Below are 20,736 nucleotides of genomic sequence, written 5' to 3' on the forward strand. Positions count from 1 at the left end.
TTGCATTGGCAAGTGTTTTAGGTTGTGGAATCGCATTTGGTGCAGATAGCAACTATACCACAGAGGGCAAAGAGAAAGTTACACGCAATGGACTAACGCTTTATGTAGAGGCAAACTCTCCACTAAAGGAAAGAATCCTTAGTGGGAAATTTGATAAATCACTAGAGCGAATGAAAAAAGCGTATGAAGCAAATAAAAACAATGAAGCCACAAAGGCAGCAGCCCCACCTGTAAGTGCCGTGTATATCATAGGAGTGTGTTCATCTCAAATGAAAGAGCAAACAGGCTATGATTGTGAAGAGATTTCTAGTGATACTCAAACAGAAACTATTATCAATCACGGGGGCAATCCATTTGAAGTTATTACGGGCGTAGTAGGCTATGGAGGCAGAAGCACAGATAGCGCAACTTTCGCAGGAAATCAAGCGACAATGATAGATTGTCAAGGTGCAGTAAATAATAGCAATGTCGTTTATGGTTGGTTAGAAATTTGGGATATTTCAAAGCCTAGCAATTCTAGTGGTGAATTTGTTTATACTGCTCGTTCCATTAATGTTGGTCCCACAATGAGTGCAAGTATTTATATCAAATAAGGAGATTTTATGCAAATCACGCAAAATTATCAGGATTTATCCCTATATAGGAATCCCTCTAATCAAGCCCCGCAATCCAAAGAGCAGACGAAAACCTTTGGTGAATATCTCGGTATGGTAGTGCCAACAGAGGAAAAGTTAGAGCAACTAAAACAAGGAAATCAAATCAAGCAAGAGGATTCCACGCCCACGCTTGATAGAGGGACTCGCGCCCTTGCCCTTGCGGCAAAATTTGCCAACGACATAGAAAAGGCGATGAAAGCACAAGGAATCAGTGATGTTTCTAAGCTAGATAAGGCGATTTTAAACCAAGTGCGAAGGGAGAGTAGCCTAGAATCTAACCCCGAAAAAATCCAAGATTTGCTTGATGAGACAATCTTTGCGTTGCAAAGCAATAGAGTGCAAAGCGGGAATTTGAGCAATGGAGCATTTGAAAGTCAAGCGCAATTTGAAGCGCGAAAGGCAAAGACGATAGATATTTTAAGCGAGATTCTGCAAGGAATTAAGGCTTAAGATTCTCTCTCCTAATGGGGCAGGGTTCTACTTGCGAAGCGTCCCCCTTCCCCCTTAAACCCCCAACCCCTAGCACGCTTCCTCCTCTTCATTGCGAGGAGTGTAACGACGAAGCAATCCATAATCTTAGTAATCAAAAATATTCAATGGCGAGATAAAAAATATGGATTGCCACGAAAATTTTTCAAATTTTCTCGCAATGACGAGGTGGGTGGGGGCAAATGGAATCCCGCAAGAATAAATCTCACGCAATGACACAATGTCAAGTCTTGCAAGGACACGCAAAGGCGCGTTAAACCCTCACTGCGATTCCTTGTGCCTTTAGATACTGCTTCAAATCCATAATGTGGATTTCTTGATAATGAAAAATAGACGCGGCAAGCGCGGCGTCTGCGCCATTTAAAAAGGCTTGCAAAATGTGCTCTTTGCTTCCTGCTCCACCACTTGCAATAAGCGGAATCCCAACACTTTGCGAAATCAAACGTAACTGCTCCAAATCATAACCTGCCTTTGTGCCATCGTAATCCATACTTGTAAGCAGAATCTCACCTGCTCCGCGCTCATAGGATTGCTTTGCCCATTGTTCCAAATCCACTCCTGTGTTGTTGCGTCCTCCGTGCGTATAAACTTCCCAACCAATCCCATTTACGCGCCTTTTGGCGTCAATGGCTATAACAATACATTGAGAACCAAATCGCTTCGCACCTTGCGTAATTAAATCGGGATTCTTAAGTGCCGAGGAGTTAAGGCTGACCTTATCGCAGCCCGCATTCAGCAAATCATAAATATGTTCCAAACTTGAAATCCCGCCCCCAACCGTTAGCGGGATAAAGACTTCTTTGGCGACATTGCGCACCATTTCAAGGGTTGTATTCCTTGCTTCAAGGGTAGCCGTAATATCCAAAAAGGTAATCTCGTCTGCACCCTCGTCGTTGTAGCGTCTGGCAACCTCCACAGGATTCCCCGCATCTTGAAGCCCTACGAAATTTACGCCCTTAACCACGCGTCCGTTTTTAATATCTAAACACGGAATGATTCTCTTTGCCAATGTGTCTTTGCTCATTTTATTTCCTTTTGTTTGCAAAATCTTAGCAAATTTTCTTTTAAGTCTAAGTTTTGGCTATAATTGCGGCTTGATTTAAACTTATTAAGGATTATTATGCAAAAGTCGCGCGTGTTTTCTGGGATTCAACCCACAGGCAATATTCATCTAGGAAACTATTTGGGTGCGGTGAAAAATTGGGTAGAGCGTCAGGATTTGTATGAAAATATTTTTTGCGTGGTCAATTCTCATGCAATTACAATTCCGCAAACCCCAAGTATTTTGCGCGAGAAAACTTATGATTTATGCGCTATGCTCCTTGCTTGTGGGATTAACCCGCAAAAATCCACACTTTTTATTCAATCGCGAATCCAAGAACACACTTCTTTGGCGTGGTTATTAACTTGCATAACTCCAATGGGGGATTTAAGTCGTATGACACAATTTAAAGATAAAAGTGCGAAAAATCCTAAAAATATTTTTGCCGGACTTTTGAATTATCCCAATTTGATGAGCGCGGATATTTTGCTCTATCAAAGTAATCTTGTCCCTGTGGGAGAAGACCAAAAGCAACATATTGAGTTAGCCCGCGATACGGCAATGCGGTTTAATCGTGATTTTGGAGAAACTTTTGTTGTGCCAGAGCCGATGATTTTAAAAGAGGGCGCACGCATTATGGGCTTAGATGACCCGACTAAAAAGATGAGCAAAAGCTCAAGTGATAAGCCCAATCACTCCATTGCTCTTATAGATACACCAGAAGTAATAGTAAAGAAGTTTAAAAAGGCAACCACTGATAGTGAGGGAATCATCGCATTTGATAAGAATCGTGCAGGGGTTTATAATCTGCTAAATATTTATCAGTGTTTTACCAAACAAAAAGCAGAGGAGATTGAAGCAGAGTTTGCAGGGCAAGGTTATGGCAAACTGAAAGAAAAGGTAGCAGAAGTCGTGATTGAGGGATTGCGCCCGATTCGTCAAGCCTACGAAAAGCTAAGCAGCGAAAAGGATTATTTACACAAAATCTTGCAAGAAGGAGAAGCACGCGCACGCGAGATTGCTGCTACAACCTACAAGGAAGCGAAAGAAAAAATGGGTTTGATTTAAGAGTTACGAAACTCTTTGTAGTCTATTGGAATCAAACAATCTTTTACTTCTAAAATTTGTGAGTAAATTTTGTGGTCATAGCCGATTTTAAAAAGAGCGTTGATTGCTTCTAGCTGCTTTTCGCTTAGGCTTATAGAATCCCCATTAGCGTAGAGGTTGAGGTAAGTTTCTAGTTGTTTGGAATCTACACGAATCAGATTCCGCTCTTGGAGCATTGAAGAGAGGAGAGGTTTATTTTCTAGAGCAACTTTCACGGCTTTGGTTAGTAATTCCTCACACATAATTGCAACATTAAGTGGAATGGAACGGCGTAAGCACATTCCTCCTAGTGGCAAAGGTAAGTTGGCATTGCCATTTAATGTATGCCAAATCTCCCAAATCTCTCGTTCAACTTCTAGTCTTTCATTAAAAGTTAAAATAGATTCGTGAATTAGCACGCCTGCATCTACTTCGCCTTGAAGCACAGCATTTTCAATTTCAAGAAAGTTTTTATAAACAATTCTTGCTTCAGGATAGGCGATTTTAAAGAGCATTGCATTGGTTGTATGTGTGCCACTTAAAGCAACTCTGAAGTTTTTTCTAAGTCTTTTGCCTTTCAGTTTAATTAATTTGGGTCCATATCCTACACCAAAACTCACTCCTGTTCTTAACAAACATTGTTCTTGTGCCAAGAGTGGATAAACACCAAACGAAATAGCAGAAATATCTAGCTCACCTCCTAAAGCTTTGATATTAAGCGTTTCAATGTCTAGCGCACTAGATTGAAAATGAATTTCAGGATTGCTAACCCAACCGAACTTAATGGCATAATACATAAAAAGGTCGTCTGCATCAGGTGAATGCCCTAAGCTTAAAGTTCTCATTATGACTCACTTGTAATTTTGGAGTGGATTTTATTTAAACTTCACTTAAGATTGATTGAAGTTTTGTGATAACAAGGTTTGGCGTAAGGTTGCGCATACAGGCGTGAAAGGTTGTAGAGTCTTTAGGAAGTGGGCAGGTGCGTTGCATACAAGGCATACAAGGAAGTTTTTGGTGGAATGTTTCAAGGGAGAGAATATGCGAATTTTTGGCATTAAAGGGGCAAGTTTCCTTGGTGTTTGTAGGTCCAAAAAGGGCGAGAGTTGGAATCTCCAATGCGCTTGCAATGTGCATTGGACCGCTGTCATTGGTAAGTAAAAAATGAAGCTTAAGAAAATGTGCTATGAGGCTTTCAATAGTAGTTTTTCCGCTTAAATTTAAAATATTACCCAATAAATCTTCGTTGAGATTTGGCATTTGATGTAAATGTCTCAAAATCTCATTATTGATTTCATTTTCATTTGTAATGCCAAAAAGAATAATTTTATAATTTTGTTGTAATAAAAACCCTATAACTTGTGCAAAATAGGATTCTTCCCAACGTTTTGCTGTCCCAAATGTTGCTCCTGCGTTAATTCCAACAATTTTGGAATCCTTAAAATGTTTTGGAAGATTTACTTGCAATGGAGGCTTTTTAAGATAAAGCTTAGGTAGCACTTCTACCTCTTGAAGCGGCAAGTTTTTTAGTCTAGGTGAGTGCAGAGCGGATTCTACAAGGGTTGAAAAGCGCAAAGCTTCGTGCATATTCTTTGGTTTTTTAGGGTAAAATGTGAGTAAAAAGCTTCGCATTTCTGTGGAAAAACCCGCACGGAACTTTGTGCCATTAAAGAAAAGTAAAAGAGCGGAGAGCAAGTTGTTTTGAAAAGTGAAACCTAAATCACAGGGTGGAATAGATTTGCCAAGATGATAAAGGTTTAGGATTCTAAATCTTGCTTTTTTGCTTTTATCCTCTATCGTGGTTACATTTGGATAGTGTGCAAAGAGTGCGATACTTGTAGCACTGCCAACGAAATAAAAGTATGCTTTAGGAAAGCGTGAAAATAGAATCTCTAACGCAAAAGTAGCCATTACCGCATCGCCTAGCCAATTTGGGATTCTCACTAAAATATTCATCATTTTAATTCATTAATAACTTGTAAAGTTTGTTGTAAATTGTTTTGAACGCTTAAGTGGGAAACAGCCTTTGCACAGCTTTTTTGCATTTCTTTTAAGAGGTCAGGATTTTGTAAAAGTTTTTTGAGCATTTCGCTTCCTTGCATAATAGAGTTTGGGGTATCTAATAAAAACTTTGGATTAAATAATTCTCCTGCGCCGTTTTGCTTAGTTGTTAAGATCGCATTTTCAAAACTTGCGGCTTCTAATGTAGCATTAGAACAAGGCTCATAAAAAGTTGGAAAGAGAAAAATGTCACTTGCTGCATAAAAACGAGAAACCTCTGTTTGCGCTCCTAAAAATAGCGTTTTTTCTGTAAGATTGAATTGTTTTGCGATTTGCTCATAGTGCCTTTGATGTTTTTCTCTACCAATGATTAAAAAATGCCAATTTTTGTATGGAATTTTAGAGAGCATAAGAAGAGCTTGTTTTAAGCCTTTTCGCGCATAACCACTGCCAACAAAGAGTAAAAGTATTTTATTTTCAAGATTAGAAAAATCCTTACAAAGATTCTTTTTAGACGAAAGCTTATCAAAAGAATCTGGTAAAGTGATGCCATTGTAAATTACGCGAATTTTTTCTGGCGCAACTTTGAAGTTTTCAATCAAAGAAGATTGAATCATTTTAGAGTTTGCAATGATAATTTTAGCGTTTAAAAAAAGCTTTGATTCTAGAGAAGCGTAGATGAAGTTGATTGGATTAAAATGGCTTTTAAATTTTAACCAAGCATTATTTTTCGTTTTGATTTCTAACCATTCTTTATGGATTCCATCACCCGCACGATAAATATCGCAGTGCAAAACACGTTCTAGGCTAAAGTAGATAGAGTGGCAATGCCGCTTGTAGTATTTTTCATAGGCAACTAAAAAACAAAGAAATTTTAAAAAGGAGGGAAGAAATGATGGAACATTAATGCGAAATTCAGCGGATTGTCCATAATCTCCACTAGAGAAAACTTCAATTCTAGGATTGCTTCGTTTGGAGTCTCGCGATTCTAGGGCATTTTTTAAGCGCAAAAGATATTTTTCTGCCCCACCAACTTTAGAGCTTTTAAATCGGACAAAAATTAGATTCATAATCTCTCCAAAATATTTTGCACAATTATGTGAATGCTTTGGTCGGCATTGATGATATAATGGGCGCAAGATAGGTAGTGTTTTAATCGTTGATTGTAAAGATCTAATGCAGAATTGTAGTTTTTAAATAAAGGGCGTTTATCCCTTTCATTTGCATTAAGGCGTGCAAAAATTGTTTCAAATTCCAAATGTAGAAAAAAAACTTTTCCCATAGATTGAACATCACAAAATAGAGGCATTCCGCCTCCAGTAGAAATAATGGCGTTTTGGACATTATGTGTTACAAATTGACAAAATTTGCACTCTAAATCTCTAAAGTATGTTTCGCCATAAAGTGAAAAAATTTCTTTTATGCTTAATCCTTCATTGGTTTCAATGATAGAATCACTCTCTAAAATCAATGCGTGATTGGCTTGATGTAGGGCTTTAGCAATGGTGCTTTTGCCACTACCCATAAAGCCGACAAGGACACAATTAGTAGAGTTCAATTGTATAATCTCTAGCAGAATTTTGGATTATTTTATATTTGTATTGTCCATCAAAATTGAATGTAATGCGATAAAAGTCTAAATGCGTGCTTAAGGAAACTTTTGGAATGGAGGGAATTTGTGTATCAAAAATTTCCTGTAAAGGTGTTTTATCTGGAGCTTTGAAATCTAGCACTAAACGCGTGGGAGAAGCAAGTGTAAAATCACGAAGACGTTTGAGTGAAGTTTTGAATTTGATATTTTGTTTAGTGATTTCAAATTCAAATAGACGGCTTAAAGTGAAGCTTTGTTTATCCACAATATTTTGGGCTTTAGGTTGCACTTCTTGGCTTAAGATGAGTGGAAAATGCCAATCAATATCGCCTTCAAGATTCTGTTCAATACTTGTAATAGAACCATTGAGATTTTGGTATTCTAAAATAATTTTTTTGATTTTTCTAGCAGTAGAGGGCAAAATCAATTCAGTTTTAGTGAATAAATCTAATTGCGGGGCATTTGTGATTTGCCCACTAGCTTTTGGTGTGATAATAGGCGTAAAAGGGTCGCGTCCTCTTTTGGTTTCGTTATTTTCTACGTTATCTTCGGTTAAGGGTTGTAATATGTCTGTGGTATTAGATGTTGTTGGAATATTTTTTAAATCCCCTTGTGTAGGCGTAGAATTGGAATTTTGTAGTGTTGAAACGCTTTGTGATTCTTGATTGACAGGATTAGTAGAGGTTTGGGGTTTGGATTGTTTTTGTGCATCAATGTTTAAAGTCGGAATGTCTGGTAGAGCTTTTGGCTCATTTTCTTCAGCCAACACTCCACTCGCAAACAGAATAGAGCTACAAATTAGTTTTAAGTATTTCATTGGGGTTCAAGTCCTTTCAATTCAAAAAGTTCTTTTTGCAAATTTGCATTTTCGTGCATTAAGCGATTGACTTCTTGGCGCATTTGGGATTCCTTATTTTTAAGGCTTAAAAGCACACTTAAAGAATTATCGCCAAAGAGTAAATTACCAAAATAAACTCCTAGAATACAAATGAATAAAACAAGACTCAAAAAGGGCAAAAGTTTATAAAATCCACCCTTTTTAAATGTAGAAGATTCCATTATCTACAAAAAAGTTTTTTACCTAAATAAACAGGAAAGCTTAATTCATTTTCAATAGTTAATAGGCGATTATATTTTGCCATACGCTCACTTCTTGCTGTTGAGCCTGTTTTGATTTCACCAGTATTTAATGCCACAGCAAAATCTGCGATGAAACTATCTTCGCTTTCCCCGCTACGATGGCTCATAATGCAACGATAATGATTGCGTTGAGCTAAACGAATAGTCTTCATAGTTTGGCTTATAGTGCCGATTTGATTCGGTTTGATTAAGATAGCATTTGCGATGTTTTTTGTAATGCCTCCTTCTAAAATTTTAGCATTGGTTACAAACAAATCATCTCCTACAAGTTGCACCTTATTGCCAAGTTTTTGCGTTAGCTTACTCCAGCCTTCCCAATCATCTTCACTTAAGCCATCTTCAATAGAAACAATAGGGTATTTTGCAATCAGTTTTTCATAGTATTCAATTAATTCTTCACTACTTAGATTTCTACCCTCTCCTTTTAGACAATAAATGCCCTTGTCATTCACAAATTCGCTACTTGCGACATCTAATGCAATTGCTATTTGTTCCCCCTCTTTATAACCTGCCTTTTTGATTGCTTCCAAAATAATTTGGATTGGTTCTTCATTGGTTTTGAGATTTGGTGCAAATCCCCCTTCATCACCAATGCTTGTAATATGTTTAGAATCTTTTAAGAGTTTTTTTAAGCATTGATAGATTTCTGCACTTGCGCGCAATGCTTCACTAAAGCATTCAAAACCAACAGGCATAATCATATATTCTTGAAAATCCACTGTGTTGTCTGCGTGGCTTCCACCATTGATGATATTAAGCATAGGGACAGGCAATGTGATAGCATTTGCACCACCTAAGTAACGATAAAGTGGGATATTTAAACTTTTCGCTGCCGCGCGAGCAACTGCCATAGAAACTCCTAAAGTGGCATTTGCACCTAGATTAGAGAAGTTTTCTGTGCCATCAAGTTCTATTAAAAGATTGTCAATTTCAGCTTGATCAAAAGGGCTTAGTCCCGTGATGGAATCGCAAATAGTTGTATTAATGTTTTCACACGCCTTCAAAACGCCTTTACCTAAGAATCGCTCTTCTTTATCACGTAGCTCCAATGCCTCTCTTTTGCCTGTGCTTGCACCACTTGGGACGATTGCGCTTGCAACATTTCCATCACTTAAAAGAATAGTTGCTTTAACTGTTGGATTCCCCCTGCTATCTAATACCTCTTGCGCATTAATGTCGTCAATATAAATCATTGTTTCTCCTTGTTTGACTGGTCGTTTATTTCTTGAGAGGTTTTAGAGTCATTGGGTTGATTTTTATCTTGCAAAGCCGCTTTATCTTCTTCACTTAAGGTGAAGCTCCCTGCACCTGAAATTGTGCAACAAGATTTATCCTCTGCCAAAGCAATATTGCACAATGTGCCAAAAAGAATCGCAAGAAAACTTGCTTTTAAAACATTTTTTTTCATCATTTATTCCTTGTTTTATTCTATATCATTTGTATCATCACTAGATAAATCATCAGAGATTGAAATAGACGCTTTAATCTTTTCCCCAATTTCTCGGGCAATTTCTAGATTCTCTTTTAAAAATGCTTTTGCATTTTCTTTGCCTTGCCCAAGCTTCTTATCTTTGTAGCTTAACCACGCACCACTTTTATCTACAATATCTAATTTTACTCCATAATCAATTAATTCGCCCTCTTTGCTGATACCCTCACCAAACATAATATCAAATTCCGCCCCTCTAAAGGGCGGAGCAACTTTATTTTTGACGACTTTGGCTTTGACGCGGTTGCCGATATTTTGCTCACCTTGCTTTAAAGTAGCGATTCTACGAACATCAATCCTTACACTTGCATAAAACTTGAGTGCATTTCCGCCTGTTGTGGTTTCTGGGCTTCCATAGCCCATCACACCGATTTTCATACGAATTTGGTTAATAAAAATCACCGTAGTATTCATTTTATGAATTACGCCTGTTACTTTTCGTAAAGCTTGGCTCATCAAACGTGCTTGTAAGCCTACGTGCTGGTCTCCCATATCCCCATCAATTTCACTCTTTGGTGTGAGTGCTGCCACAGAGTCAATCACGATTAAATCTACTCCCCCACTTCTTGTGAGCGTTTCTAGAATTTCTAAGGCTTGCTCACCAAAATCAGGTTGCGAAACAAGTAGATTTTCTACATCTACACCTAATCGTTTTGCATAAGTAACATCTAGTGCGTGTTCTGCGTCAATAAAGGCACAGATTCCACCCTTTTTCTGGCATTCTGCGACAATTTGTAGTGCTAAGGTTGTTTTGCCGGAGCTTTCTGGTCCATAAATTTCAATGATTCGCCCTTTTGGAACTCCGCCAATGCCAAGCGCAATATCTAGTCCTAAAGAGCCTGTGCTAATGGAATCAATTTTTTCTACCGGTTTGTCGCCAAGCCTGATTAATGCACCTTTCCCAAAGGCTTTATCAATTTGCTTAATGGCAAGCTCAATTGCTTTTTGTCTGTTTTCGTCCAAAGCCATTTTTTCTCCTAAAAATTAAAATTTTATTGTAGCTAAAAACAGATAAAAATTTCAAAACAAAATACTTTCATTCTCTATTGCATTTTGATATTGTTTTTTCAATTTAAGCTCCAGAGTAATGTGCATTGATTTTTAATAAATAGGAATCTTAAGAGATTTGAGAGACTGCAAATGCAGAATCTCATTATTTAAGCCGTTTAATGTCTCTGGGATTTTAAAATGATTTCACGCGTGTCTCTAGCAATCATTAATTCTTCATTGGTTGGAATTACGCAGACTTTGACTTTGGAGTCTTTGGTAGAAATGATACCCTCTTTGCCCACTGCTTCAAGATTGGCTTTTTCATCAAGGTTGATTCCTAAGAAATGCAAGTTTGAAACAATTTTTCCACGAATGTATTTAGCATTTTCTCCTACTCCTGCGCAAAATGCAATCGCATCTACACCAACTAATGCGGCAGTATAAGCCCCAATATATTTTGCCACACGATAAGCAAACACTTCTCTAGCAAAACGCGCTTTAAGATTCCCTCCTTCATCGGCACTTAGTAAATCTCTAAAGTCGCTTGAGAGACCAGAAATTCCAAGCACACCGGATTTTTTGTTTAAAATATTCAAGACTTCTTTTGTGCTTAAATTTTCCTTTTGTGCAATATAATCAATAATTGCTGGGTCTAAGTCTCCACTACGCGTTCCCATCACTAAGCCTTCAAGCGGGGTTAAACCCATACTTGTATCAATACTTTTACCATTTTTTATGGCACAAATACTAGAACCATTCCCTAAATGGCAAGTAATGATTTTGGAATCTTCTAATGGGATTCCAAGATATTCCGCGGTGCGTTTTGAGACATAGCTATGGCTTGTGCCATGGAATCCATAACGGCGGATTTTGTATTTTTCATAATATTCATAAGGCAAACCATAAATATAAGCGTGCGGAGGCATTGTTTGATGAAATGCAGTATCAAATACTGCTACCATAGGCGTTTGTGGCATTAAGTGCTTACAGGCTTTAATACCTAGCAAATGCGCAGGATTGTGCAAGGGGGCTAAATCTGAACACTCTTCAATGTGTGAAATCACTTCGTCATTAATGAGTGCAGAATGCGTAAAATGCTCGCCTCCGTGCACAATTCTATGTCCAATAGCTTTGATTTCGTCTAAAGACTTGATAATGCCACTTTGTGGATTAACAAGTGTTTCAAGCACAAGCTTAATAGCGACTTCGTGGTCTGACATATCAACATTTTGTATGGTTTTTTCGCTATTTTTTGGTTTATAACTAAATTGTCCGCCATCAATCCCGATTCTATCACATAAGCCTGATGCCAAAACTTCTTCTGTGTTTGTGTTAATCAGTTGATATTTGAGCGAAGAACTACCACAATTAATAACTAAAATATCCATTTCTACTCCTTATTTTGTTGAGCTTGAAGAGCTGTAATAGCAATTACGCCTACAATGTCTTCACTACTGCAACCGCGTGAGAGGTCATTGACTGCCCCACCGATTCCTTGCGTAATAGGTCCATAAGCTTCAGCATTTGCTAAACGTTGAACCAATTTATAACCAATATTTCCTGCATCTAAATCTGGAAAAACAAGCACATTTGCATTCCCAGCAATCTGGCTATCTGGTGCCTTTGATTTTCCCACATTTGGAACAATGGCAGCATCAAGTTGAAACTCTCCATCTAGTGCAATGTTAGGCGCTTCAGCTTGAGCAATGCGTGTGGCTTCTATGACTTTATCTACATCAGAATGTTTTGCGCTACCTTTTGTAGAGTGCGAAAGCATCGCAACCACTGCTTTTTTCCCGACTAATGCCTCAAAGCTTTTAGCGGAATCTATTGCGATAGAAGCGAGTTCTTGCGCGTTTGGATTCTGCACCAATCCACTATCTGCAAAAATAAAGATTCCCTTTTCTCCAAAATGACAATTTGGAACAATCATTAAGAAAAATGCGGAAACTAATTTAGATTTTGGATTCGTGCCTAAAATCTGCAAAGAGGCACGAAGCACATCAGCAGTAGAATTGATTGCACCTGCAACCATACCATTTGCCTTTTTTGATTTCACAAGTGCAACACCAAAATAAAGTGGGTTTTCAAGCAAAAGTGCACGCGCAGATTTTTCGCTTAAACCCTTATGTCCACGAAGTTTAACAAATAGTTCTACATAAGATTCTAACCCATCACAACTTGCAGGATTGATGAATTCTGCATTTTCCAAATTTAAATCACGCCCTTTTGCACGTTGTTTGATTTCTGCTTCCTCACCGATTAAAATAATCTTTGCAATATTTTCTTGTAGTGCAATGTGTGCAGCTTCTAGAGTGCGTAAATCACTCGTTTCTGGCAGGACAATTGTTTGCAAATTTGCCCTTGCCTTTTCTTTGATTGTTTGAATGAAACCCATATTAACCCTTTCGTTTAAGATTTCATCTATTTTAAGATTTTTTAGGATAAGTAGCGTATAAAGTTGGTAAAAAAGTGTAAAAAATTTTAAGAGTGTGTAAATTTTTCCCTTAGTATCTTTTTGCCAAATTCTACACCAGGTTGATTATATGTATCAATTTGTAGCAAAATCCCCACACAAGAAGTAAGTAATTCGTAATACATTACAAGCGCACCGGTATTTTCTTCATTCAAAGATTCAAGAATAATAGAATCCACAGGCACATTCTGTGAAATAATACTCTCTTTGGTTGAAATACATTGCAACTTTAAAAGCTGATTAAAAGAAGTTTGATTAACAAAATTTGTAGATTCTAAACCTTGTAAATGAATGTTTGGAATATAAAGAGGTTTTTGTAAAAAGTTCTTAACGCTTAAAAATGTTACGGTTTTATTTGCAGGTCCTTGCATAATGAGTTGTAAAAAAGAATGCTGGTCAATACTGCCAATGAGAGCAATAGGTGTCAAGCCGCGTCTTTGCTCATACATATCTAGTTTGCCTAAGGATTCTCCCCATAATTGCACATACCAAGCATTAAAATGACGAAAAACACTAGAATAAGAAAATAACACATTAATAGGATATTTGCTTTCATTTCTTGCTAGAAATAGGGCTTTTTTGAGCACATTATCTTTCCGTTCTTGAAAAAATCTATTGCTAATAATGCTCGCACCTTTTAAGATTGCTTGAATATCATAACCTAAAATTGCAAGAGGCAACAAGCCTACTGCACTTAATACAGAGAATCTTCCCCCGATATTTGGCTTTATCGTTATGGATTCTATCTTTTCACTTTTACTCCAATGAAAGAGAGGAGAATCTTCATCAGTAATTGTTAGCAAATGTTTTTTACGTTCTCCTTTCAACAAAGAAAATCGTGCTAAAATATATTTAAAAAGCGAAGTGGTTTCAATCGTCAGCCCAGATTTTGAGATAACAATAAAGAGAGTTTCCTCATATTTAATGCGTTGTAAGTCTTTTCTGATGATAATAGGGTCTGTATGCTCTAAGAATCGTAATTTGATTTTTTTGCGATTGTTTTGGTGTGAGAGTAATGCGTCAATTGCTTTTGTCCCAAGTGAGCTACCCCCAATCCCTACAATAATAACATTAGAAATGGAATCCAAAAAATGCTTATTTCGTGTTAAATAATCAAAAATTGCTTGATTTTTAGCAAAAGGTAAATCATAATATCCACTAAGTTGGCTATTACGTTCTACAAGAACTTTTTGAAAAAATAAATCTAAGTTTTTTTTATCAAAAAGATTGGGATAATCTTGTAAAAAATGTGAATAGGTGTTGGTTAAATTCATCATAAAATTGACCCCTTAAGAATTTAAATACTAGAACCAACAAAACCTGCCATATCCACTAAACGCGTAGAATAACCCCACTCATTGTCATACCAGGCAACCACTTTTACTTGATTTTCGCCTACGACCACCGTGCAGTCCGGGATAAAAATACTACTATAAGTACTTCCAATGAAGTCTCCTGAAACGCGTTTTTCATTATCCACTAGAATGAGATTCTTAAATGCACTTTGTGCAGCATTCTCAAAAACGGCATTAACAGATTCTTTGGTAGCAGATTCTTTTGTAACGCAAGTTAAATCTACAAGACTTACATCAGGTGTTGGAACCCGAATCGCAAAGCCATTTAGTTTTCCCTTTAATTCAGGCAGAACAAGTCCAATAGCTTTTGCCGCACCCGTGGAAGTTGGAATCATATTGAGTGCAGCAGCACGAGCACGGCGCAAATCTTTATGTTTGGAATCTAGAAGGTTTTGGTCGTTGGTATAGCTATGAATGGTTGTCATTAATCCACTTAAAATTTTAAAATTATCGTGCAAAACTTTTGCAATAGGCGCAAGTGCGTTAGTCGTGCAACTTGCATTAGAAATGATAGATTCCCCTTGATAATTGATATGATTGACGCCATAAACGAAAGTTGGAGTATCTGTCGCTGGTGCAGAAATCACAACTCTTTGGATTCCTCCATATAAATGCGCACCCGCTTTATTTAAATCATTAAAAGCCCCAGTGCATTCTATCACGAGTTTTGCACCAAATTTTCCAAAATTTAATTCTTTAATCTCACGAGTGCTAATGATTTGAATATTTTTTTGTTTGCCAATTTTTATACTATTTTCACTTAATTTTTCAACCACACTATTTTTTTGCACAGAATCATATTTTAGTAGATGAATGAGTGTGTCAATGGGCATTGTTGTGTTGAGCGCAACAAGCTCTAAATCTTCGCGTTCGCTTAGAATTTTGCATACACATAAACCTATTCTTCCTGTCCCATTGACTGCAACTTTTAGAGCCATTGGTTCTCCTTTTCGAATAAATAATGATAATTTAGAATCTCTAATATTATTTAAAACTTCCTTACAGATTCTTAAAGGGCTCTTAAGGAGAATTTTTGAGGTTATGTTAAAGTATTTTCCATACATAAAGTATAAAATAAAATTTATTTTTTCTTTGAAAAGTCTTGAAAATCGCAAATTTATGTTACAATAATGCGTTTTTAAACTTTTTATGGAGGTTTCCAAAATGAATAAATCAGAATTTGTTGATCTAGTAAAACAGGTCGGAGAGTATGAGACTAAAAAAGAAGCTGAAAAAGCAATCAGCACTTTTACAGCAGCAGTAGTAAAAGCACTTGCTAAGAAAGAAAGCATTGAATTAGTTGGCTTTGGTAAATTTGAAACTGTGCTTCAAAAGGGCAAAGAAGGTGTTGTGCCTGGGACAACTAAAAAATACAAAACAGGAGATAAGTTTGTTCCTAAGTTTAAGGCTGGAAAAGGTCTTAAAGATGCAGTTGCTGCCGCTAAAAAAGGCAAAAAATAATTTCTTCTTTTACGCCCGACAGTTGTTGGGCGATTCTCAAATATTCTTTAGCGCTGTCTTTGTAGCTCAGCAGGATAGAGCACACGATTCCTAATCGTGAGGTCATGCGTTCGAATCGCATCAGGGACACCATTACAAAATTTCATTAGACTTTGGATATTGTAATCTTGTGGAATCTTTGCTTGCACTGTAATCTTTAATATAGAAAAACTCTAAGAATCCCCACTAAAAATTTCAGAATTACCTAGTCCATTTGTTATTGAAGTCCCTTTTATTTACCTTATTAGCGTAAAGTGTTTAGGCTGGCTAAATGATTTATATTGTAAAACCAAATAAAATGTGTTATTATTCTAGTCTTTCCAAAGCTTTCGGGTTAAAGCACACAGATAATGACTTCTTTTTCTTTCTGTCCAATATCTGTATAATTTATCATTTTAAGGAATCAAAGTGTTTCAAGACTATAAGCAAAGATTCCTAGTCAAATTTTGGTCGCCTATGCCCGCTATTATTGCACTTGGCGTAATGGCTGCTTATTATTTTGGTTTGACTGGGACTTATTGGGCTGTTACAGGTGAATTTACGCGTTGGGGCGGACATATTATGAATCTTTTAGGTGTGGATACAAGCACTTGGGGTTATTTTAAGATTCTAGGTTTGCAAGGAACACCGCTAGATAGGGTAGATGGCGTGATGATTATTGGAATGTTTGCAGGGGCGTTTGCCGCTGCCGCAATGGCAAATAATGTCAAGTTTCGTTTGCCTCAAAGCAATATTAGAATCGCTCAAGCCCTTATCGGTGGGATTATTGCAGGATTTGGTGCGAGGATTGGTATGGGTTGTAATTTGGCGAGTTTCTTTACGGGGATTCCACAATTTAGCTTGCACGCGTGGTTTTTTACGATTATGACGCTTGTTGGTGTGTGGCTAGGCACAAAGGTTGTTTTACTCCCACTTTTTCGCTCTCATACAAAGCTAGAGAAAGTCAGCTCACAAAAAGACATTGGAAATAGCAAAGAAAATCAGAGTAGGGCAAAACTCCTTTTTGCACTTGGTGTTTTGGTATTAGTTGGAATTGGCGTTTGGGTAGCGTATCTAATGGCGTATGGAAATATTCCAGAGGGCAAAAAGATTCCTATTTTAGCACTTGCAGTTGTATTTGGTGTGGGATTTGGATTTATCATCTCGCGTGCGCAGATTTGCTTTACCTCTGCCTTTAGGGATTTATTTATCACAGGGCGTGGATATATGGCAAGAGCGGTGATTGTGGGAATGATGGTTTCAACTATTGGCGTTTTTAGTTACATTATGCTTGGACTTCCGCCTAAAATTATGTGGGCTGCGCCAAATGCAGTGATTGGCGGATTGCTCTTTGGCTTTGGTATTGTGATTGCAGGAGGGTGTGAATGTGGCTGGATGTATCGCGCAGTTGAGGGGCAGGTGCATTATTGGATTGTAGGTGTTGGTAATGTCATTGGCTCTACGCTTTTGGCAGCGACTTGGGATTATTATTCTGTGCCGCTTGCGACAAGCTTCCCTAAAATCAATCTTTTAGAATCCTTTGGTAATTATGGCGGCTTGGTGGTAAGCTATGTGCTGCTTTTTGCATTCCTTGCCTTTGTGCTGTTTCTTGAGCGGCGATATTTTGCCAAAAATAAACGATTTGAACGCGCATAAAGGAGGAGAATATGCAACAAGAAATTATCCCAAATTTTAGATTAGACTTGCAAGGTGAGCCTTGCCCTTATCCTGCGGTAAGGACTCTGGAGGTTTTGCCCGAACTTAAAAGTGGCGAGATTTTGGAAGTGCTAAGTGATTGCCCACAAAGCATTAATAATATTCCCATTGATGTGAAAAATCACGGCTATGAAGTGTTAGGAGTAGAGCAGCTAGGAGCCACGATAAGGTATCTTATTAAGAAGCCTTAGTGTAAAATCTCAAAGTGAGATTCTGCAAAGCAGAATCTTAAAAGACAATCCACAATTTTTTCTCCTATCATTTGGTTTCAAAGGGCATTTATTCTATAAGGAACACTTTTTGCTCAAGTTTCTATATATTTTATTAAGGATTAAATGACAAATTTTTTTAAGTCTTGCGTTGGCAAGTATTTTAAGCTGTGGAATCGCATTTGTAGCAGATAAACTACACAATAGAGGGCAAAGAAAATAAAGACAATAAAGCGGTAAAAGCACCTGTTCTTGCAGTTAATAAAGTTTATATTCTATCAGTATATTCTTCTGATATTGGATATTGCGAGGAGATTAGCTTAGGTCAAACAAGCACAAACTAATCACGGGGGCAATCCATTTTTGTATGGACACAAGTTAATGGTTAATGATCGCAAGCATTTATATTAAGTAAGGGATTCTTATGCAAATCAGCACAAACCACACTATGCGACAAACTTCTCTCGCACACCAAACAACGCAGAAACAACAAGAAACACGACCCCCTTTGATATGTTTTATCTATGCAGGGCAATCAAGCAAATAATCTAGGTGAGAATCAAGCAGTAGAGCCTAAAACTTCGGGTGAGATGATAGGTTCTCTTATATTAATGGTGATAATAGTGCAAATTGGATTTTGTAAGTGTAAGACAAGCGACACATTTGCAAGTAGAAAGTCTTTATGGAAGTTTCAAAAATGGCGATTCCAAAGCAGATTAGGAGACAAAGCACACGAAATCTGGTTGCGAGAAAATCTTTCGTGGCATATAATGATGCGCGCAACAAAAGCTGGAGGGATTATATGATTCCACTCCGAACTACTAGCAATTACTTTTTCTCTTTCTCTTTCTTTTTCTTTTTCTTTATATTTTCATTTTCTTGAGAGAATGCACGAACGCTAGAATAAGTTGTTACAATGCCTGGGTCAGCTAACAAGCATACATTTTCCGCATCTTTATCTTCATAATCAATCTTAGAAAGCAGGATTCTAGCTAGATTGATACGTGCACGTTTTTTGTCATTAGAATCCACAATCAACCAAGGAGCAAAAGGTGTGTGCGTGCGTGAAAACATTTTTTCAAAGGCTTCGGTGTATTCGTCCCAAAGATTTAAAGATAGCTCATCAATCGGGCTTAGTTTCCAGCGTTTAAGAGGCTCGTCTTTGCGACTTTCAATACGTTTTTTTTGTTCCTCACGTCCGACATCCAAGAAAAATTTAAAAAGAATATAACCACTCTCAATCAGCATTTGTTCCAAGTGTGAAACTTGAATGATAAATTCTCTATATTGGTCATTTGTGCAGAAATTCATTACCTTTTCAACTCCCGCACGATTATACCAACTGCGGTCAAAAAACACGATTTCCCCACCATTTGGCAATTCATCAATATAACGTTGAAAATACCATTGTGTTATTTCCACATCACTTGGTTTTTGTAGTGCTACGACACGAGAACCACGTGGATTTAAGTGTTCGCGTAATGCTTTGATAGTTCCACCTTTACCTGCCGCATCACGTCCTTCTAGGATAACAATGATTTTTTTATTGTGTTTTTTTACCCAATTTTGTAGTTTGATTAACTCAATTTGTAGTTTTACGATTTCTTTTTCGTAAAATTTTTTGTTTAACTTTCCTTTACTATTATAAACTTCGCCGGGTTTTTCATCTTCCGGACGAACAACTAACACTTTGCTCAAAATTTACCTCCAAAATAAGCTTAAAATAGATAAAATATTCTACCATAAAGCGTTAAAAATTATAAGCAAGAAAGGCAAGATTTTGAATATTTTATTTTGTATGGGTAAAAATTACCGCAATTTTGAACCACTTAATCATTTTGCACAGAGGTTTGCAAGAGAATATTTTGGAGAGATTCATCAGATGATTTTTTGCGATTCTTTAGAATCCAAAAACAATGTTGATAACGCATTTCTAATCTCTTTAGAGTTTGGTTTAAAGTATGCGACAAATCTTTTGATCTTGGCTCCTCATCATCATTTTAATACATTTTTAAGTTTTATCAAAGTAAAACAAGAAGTTGAAAACTATAAAGAAGTTCCTATTGATATAGCTAAGGAAATTTTTATTAAATCAGAATTTATACTAAAAAGCAAAGTGCGTAGAGTTTGGTTACTAGATTTGCAAAATATTTTTTTTCCCAAAGTAGATAAACAATCGGCTATTAAGGTGCATTTTCATCAAAATATCTCCCCCACAATGTTTTTGTATCTTTTGGGTATTGATGCGCTAAGTGCGCAAATACTTCTTGATGGAATCGCAAAGGATTTTAAAGTAAATTTAGAGATTTTAAATGCAGATTCTAATTTAGAAGTTTTAAGTGCGACAAGCAATAACACCGAATCTTTGAAAGATTTTGCAAAAGTCATTGAAACCACTTTTATGGATAAGATTTTTCCTACTTTTAATCTTGCTCAAAGTGTAATTGATTTGCTCTTGAGACATCATTTAAAGATTACCACTGCAGAGAGTTGCACAGGGGGGCTTGTTGCCTATTGGCTAACAAAAGAAAGCGGAGCAAGTGAGGTGTTTGATGGGGGTGTAGTTAGTTACGCTAACGCAATTAAAGAATCTTGGCTTGAGGTTTCAAAGGAAAATTTAGAACACTTTGGGGCAGTAAGTGAAGCAGTGGTGCGGGAGATGTTAGAGGGTGCATTAAGGCTATCTGGAGCAGATTTTGCCCTTGCTACAAGTGGAATTGCTGGTCCTAATGGTGGAAGTGCCAACAAGCCTGTTGGGACAATCTTTATTGGGATAAAGGATAGAAAAGGCGCGGAAATCATTGAGCAACTACATTTAAAAGGCGATAGAAACTATATTCAAACACAAGCTACAATTTATGCTTATCTGCTCTTTTTAAAGGTTTTTTTATTAAACTATTGACTTTTATATAAAATATCTGTATGATTCCAATTCCTTAATTTTTAAATATTTTAGACCCGCTAGCTCAGTTGGTAGAGCAATTCCCTTTTAAGGAATGGGCCGTTGGTTCGAATCC

General features: G+C 37.1%; 24 protein-coding genes and 1 tRNA gene. 10 read left to right on the forward strand and 15 right to left on the reverse strand.

Features of this window, described 5'->3' with window-relative positions; genetic code table 11:
* The first annotated feature begins 5 nt into the window (after window positions 1-5).
* Both Q0Y61_RS04125 and Q0Y61_RS04130 read left to right on the forward strand, forming a co-directional pair.
* On the forward strand, window positions 6-593 hold the full coding sequence (locus tag Q0Y61_RS04125; RefSeq protein ID WP_297811815.1) for a DUF4879 domain-containing protein: 588 nt from the start codon (window positions 6-8) through the stop codon (window positions 591-593).
* Window positions 594-602: 9 nt separating this feature from the next.
* Window positions 603-1,106: a hypothetical protein gene (locus tag Q0Y61_RS04130; RefSeq protein WP_297811818.1), complete on the forward strand. Its 504-nt coding sequence runs from the start codon at window positions 603-605 to the stop codon at window positions 1,104-1,106.
* A gap of 292 nt (window positions 1,107-1,398) precedes the next feature.
* Here Q0Y61_RS04130 and hisF read toward each other — a convergent pair whose 3' ends face one another.
* Window positions 1,399-2,169 carry an imidazole glycerol phosphate synthase subunit HisF gene (hisF, locus tag Q0Y61_RS04135; protein ID WP_297811821.1) on the reverse strand — a complete coding sequence of 257 codons (771 nt, stop codon included), beginning with the start codon at window positions 2,167-2,169 and terminating at the stop codon, window positions 1,399-1,401.
* Window positions 2,170-2,265: 96 nt separating this feature from the next.
* Here hisF and trpS point away from each other — a divergent pair, with 96 nt between their 5' ends.
* On the forward strand, window positions 2,266-3,255 hold the full coding sequence (gene trpS / locus Q0Y61_RS04140) for a tryptophan--tRNA ligase (protein ID WP_297811824.1): 990 nt from the start codon (window positions 2,266-2,268) through the stop codon (window positions 3,253-3,255).
* Here the strand turns inward: trpS and Q0Y61_RS04145 are convergent.
* The 13 genes from Q0Y61_RS04145 to gap all read right to left on the reverse strand — a co-directional run bounded on the left by Q0Y61_RS04145 (window position 3,252) and on the right by gap (window position 15,253).
* Window positions 3,252-4,118, reverse strand: coding sequence for an MqnA/MqnD/SBP family protein (locus tag Q0Y61_RS04145; RefSeq protein ID WP_297811827.1), 867 nt, complete (start codon window positions 4,116-4,118; stop codon window positions 3,252-3,254). The genes trpS and Q0Y61_RS04145 overlap by 4 nt on opposite strands.
* 34 nt (window positions 4,119-4,152) lie before the next feature.
* The gene (waaF, locus tag Q0Y61_RS04150) at window positions 4,153-5,232 is read right to left on the reverse strand and encodes a lipopolysaccharide heptosyltransferase II (RefSeq protein WP_297811830.1); all 1,080 of its coding nucleotides are present in this window, start codon (window positions 5,230-5,232) and stop codon (window positions 4,153-4,155) included.
* Complete coding sequence (locus Q0Y61_RS04155; RefSeq protein ID WP_297811833.1) at window positions 5,229-6,344, reverse strand: glycosyltransferase family 4 protein; 1,116 nt, start codon at window positions 6,342-6,344, stop codon at window positions 5,229-5,231. The genes waaF and Q0Y61_RS04155 overlap by 4 nt, the downstream gene beginning before the upstream one ends.
* Window positions 6,341-6,832, reverse strand: a complete 492-nt coding sequence (locus Q0Y61_RS04160) for a shikimate kinase (RefSeq protein ID WP_297811836.1) — start codon at window positions 6,830-6,832, stop codon at window positions 6,341-6,343. The genes Q0Y61_RS04155 and Q0Y61_RS04160 overlap by 4 nt, the downstream gene beginning before the upstream one ends.
* Window positions 6,819-7,682, reverse strand: coding sequence for an AMIN domain-containing protein (locus Q0Y61_RS04165; RefSeq protein ID WP_297811839.1), 864 nt, complete (start codon window positions 7,680-7,682; stop codon window positions 6,819-6,821). Before Q0Y61_RS04165 ends, Q0Y61_RS04160 begins: the two co-directional genes overlap by 14 nt.
* A complete protein-coding gene (locus Q0Y61_RS04170) occupies window positions 7,679-7,924 on the reverse strand; it encodes a hypothetical protein (RefSeq protein WP_297811842.1) in 246 nt (81 codons plus the stop codon). The genes Q0Y61_RS04165 and Q0Y61_RS04170 overlap by 4 nt, the downstream gene beginning before the upstream one ends.
* A complete protein-coding gene (gene eno, locus Q0Y61_RS04175; protein WP_297811845.1) occupies window positions 7,924-9,198 on the reverse strand; it encodes a phosphopyruvate hydratase in 1,275 nt (424 codons plus the stop codon). The genes Q0Y61_RS04170 and eno overlap by 1 nt, the downstream gene beginning before the upstream one ends.
* Complete coding sequence (locus tag Q0Y61_RS04180; protein WP_297811848.1) at window positions 9,195-9,416, reverse strand: hypothetical protein; 222 nt, start codon at window positions 9,414-9,416, stop codon at window positions 9,195-9,197. The genes eno and Q0Y61_RS04180 overlap by 4 nt, the downstream gene beginning before the upstream one ends.
* A 12-nt stretch (window positions 9,417-9,428) precedes the next feature.
* Window positions 9,429-10,463 carry a recombinase RecA gene (recA, locus tag Q0Y61_RS04185; RefSeq protein WP_297811851.1) on the reverse strand — a complete coding sequence of 345 codons (1,035 nt, stop codon included), beginning with the start codon at window positions 10,461-10,463 and terminating at the stop codon, window positions 9,429-9,431.
* A gap of 197 nt (window positions 10,464-10,660) precedes the next feature.
* Complete coding sequence (locus Q0Y61_RS04190) at window positions 10,661-11,872, reverse strand: acetate kinase (RefSeq protein WP_297811854.1); 1,212 nt, start codon at window positions 11,870-11,872, stop codon at window positions 10,661-10,663.
* 2 nt (window positions 11,873-11,874) lie between these two features.
* Entirely contained in the window at window positions 11,875-12,882 is a 1,008-nt protein-coding gene (gene pta / locus Q0Y61_RS04195; protein WP_297811857.1) for a phosphate acetyltransferase, read from the reverse strand.
* An 86-nt stretch (window positions 12,883-12,968) separates the two neighbouring features.
* Complete coding sequence (locus Q0Y61_RS04200; protein WP_297811861.1) at window positions 12,969-14,237, reverse strand: glucose-6-phosphate isomerase; 1,269 nt, start codon at window positions 14,235-14,237, stop codon at window positions 12,969-12,971.
* A gap of 20 nt (window positions 14,238-14,257) precedes the next feature.
* On the reverse strand, window positions 14,258-15,253 hold the full coding sequence (gap, locus tag Q0Y61_RS04205) for a type I glyceraldehyde-3-phosphate dehydrogenase (RefSeq protein WP_297811864.1): 996 nt from the start codon (window positions 15,251-15,253) through the stop codon (window positions 14,258-14,260).
* Window positions 15,254-15,479: 226 nt separating this feature from the next.
* On the opposite strand from gap, the gene Q0Y61_RS04210 reads away from it, so the two are divergent.
* The 6 genes from Q0Y61_RS04210 (at window position 15,480) to Q0Y61_RS04235 (ending at window position 18,525) form a co-directional block, all read left to right on the forward strand.
* Window positions 15,480-15,776: an HU family DNA-binding protein gene (locus Q0Y61_RS04210; protein WP_297811867.1), complete on the forward strand. Its 297-nt coding sequence runs from the start codon at window positions 15,480-15,482 to the stop codon at window positions 15,774-15,776.
* Between the two features lie 55 nt (window positions 15,777-15,831).
* Window positions 15,832-15,908: transfer RNA gene (locus tag Q0Y61_RS04215), tRNA-Arg, on the forward strand.
* A 309-nt stretch (window positions 15,909-16,217) separates the two neighbouring features.
* The gene (gene yedE, locus Q0Y61_RS04220) at window positions 16,218-17,450 is read left to right on the forward strand and encodes a selenium metabolism membrane protein YedE/FdhT (RefSeq protein ID WP_297811885.1); all 1,233 of its coding nucleotides are present in this window, start codon (window positions 16,218-16,220) and stop codon (window positions 17,448-17,450) included.
* A 23-nt stretch (window positions 17,451-17,473) separates the two neighbouring features.
* Entirely contained in the window at window positions 17,474-17,701 is a 228-nt protein-coding gene (yedF, locus tag Q0Y61_RS04225; RefSeq protein WP_297811888.1) for a sulfurtransferase-like selenium metabolism protein YedF, read from the forward strand.
* A gap of 442 nt (window positions 17,702-18,143) precedes the next feature.
* Window positions 18,144-18,266, forward strand: a complete 123-nt coding sequence (locus Q0Y61_RS04230; protein WP_297811871.1) for a hypothetical protein — start codon at window positions 18,144-18,146, stop codon at window positions 18,264-18,266.
* The gene (locus Q0Y61_RS04235) at window positions 18,244-18,525 is read left to right on the forward strand and encodes a hypothetical protein (RefSeq protein WP_297811874.1); all 282 of its coding nucleotides are present in this window, start codon (window positions 18,244-18,246) and stop codon (window positions 18,523-18,525) included. The genes Q0Y61_RS04230 and Q0Y61_RS04235 overlap by 23 nt, the downstream gene beginning before the upstream one ends.
* Before the next feature lie 22 nt (window positions 18,526-18,547).
* Here the strand turns inward: Q0Y61_RS04235 and ppk2 are convergent, their stop codons facing one another.
* Window positions 18,548-19,417, reverse strand: a complete 870-nt coding sequence (ppk2, locus tag Q0Y61_RS04240; protein WP_297811877.1) for a polyphosphate kinase 2 — start codon at window positions 19,415-19,417, stop codon at window positions 18,548-18,550.
* A gap of 82 nt (window positions 19,418-19,499) precedes the next feature.
* Between ppk2 and Q0Y61_RS04245 the strand changes: the two genes are divergently transcribed.
* On the forward strand, window positions 19,500-20,621 hold the full coding sequence (locus Q0Y61_RS04245) for a CinA family protein (protein WP_297811880.1): 1,122 nt from the start codon (window positions 19,500-19,502) through the stop codon (window positions 20,619-20,621).
* The last annotated feature ends 115 nt before the right edge of the window (window positions 20,622-20,736 follow it).

The organism is uncultured Helicobacter sp., assembly GCF_947367035.1.
Classification (GTDB): domain Bacteria; phylum Campylobacterota; class Campylobacteria; order Campylobacterales; family Helicobacteraceae; genus Helicobacter_D.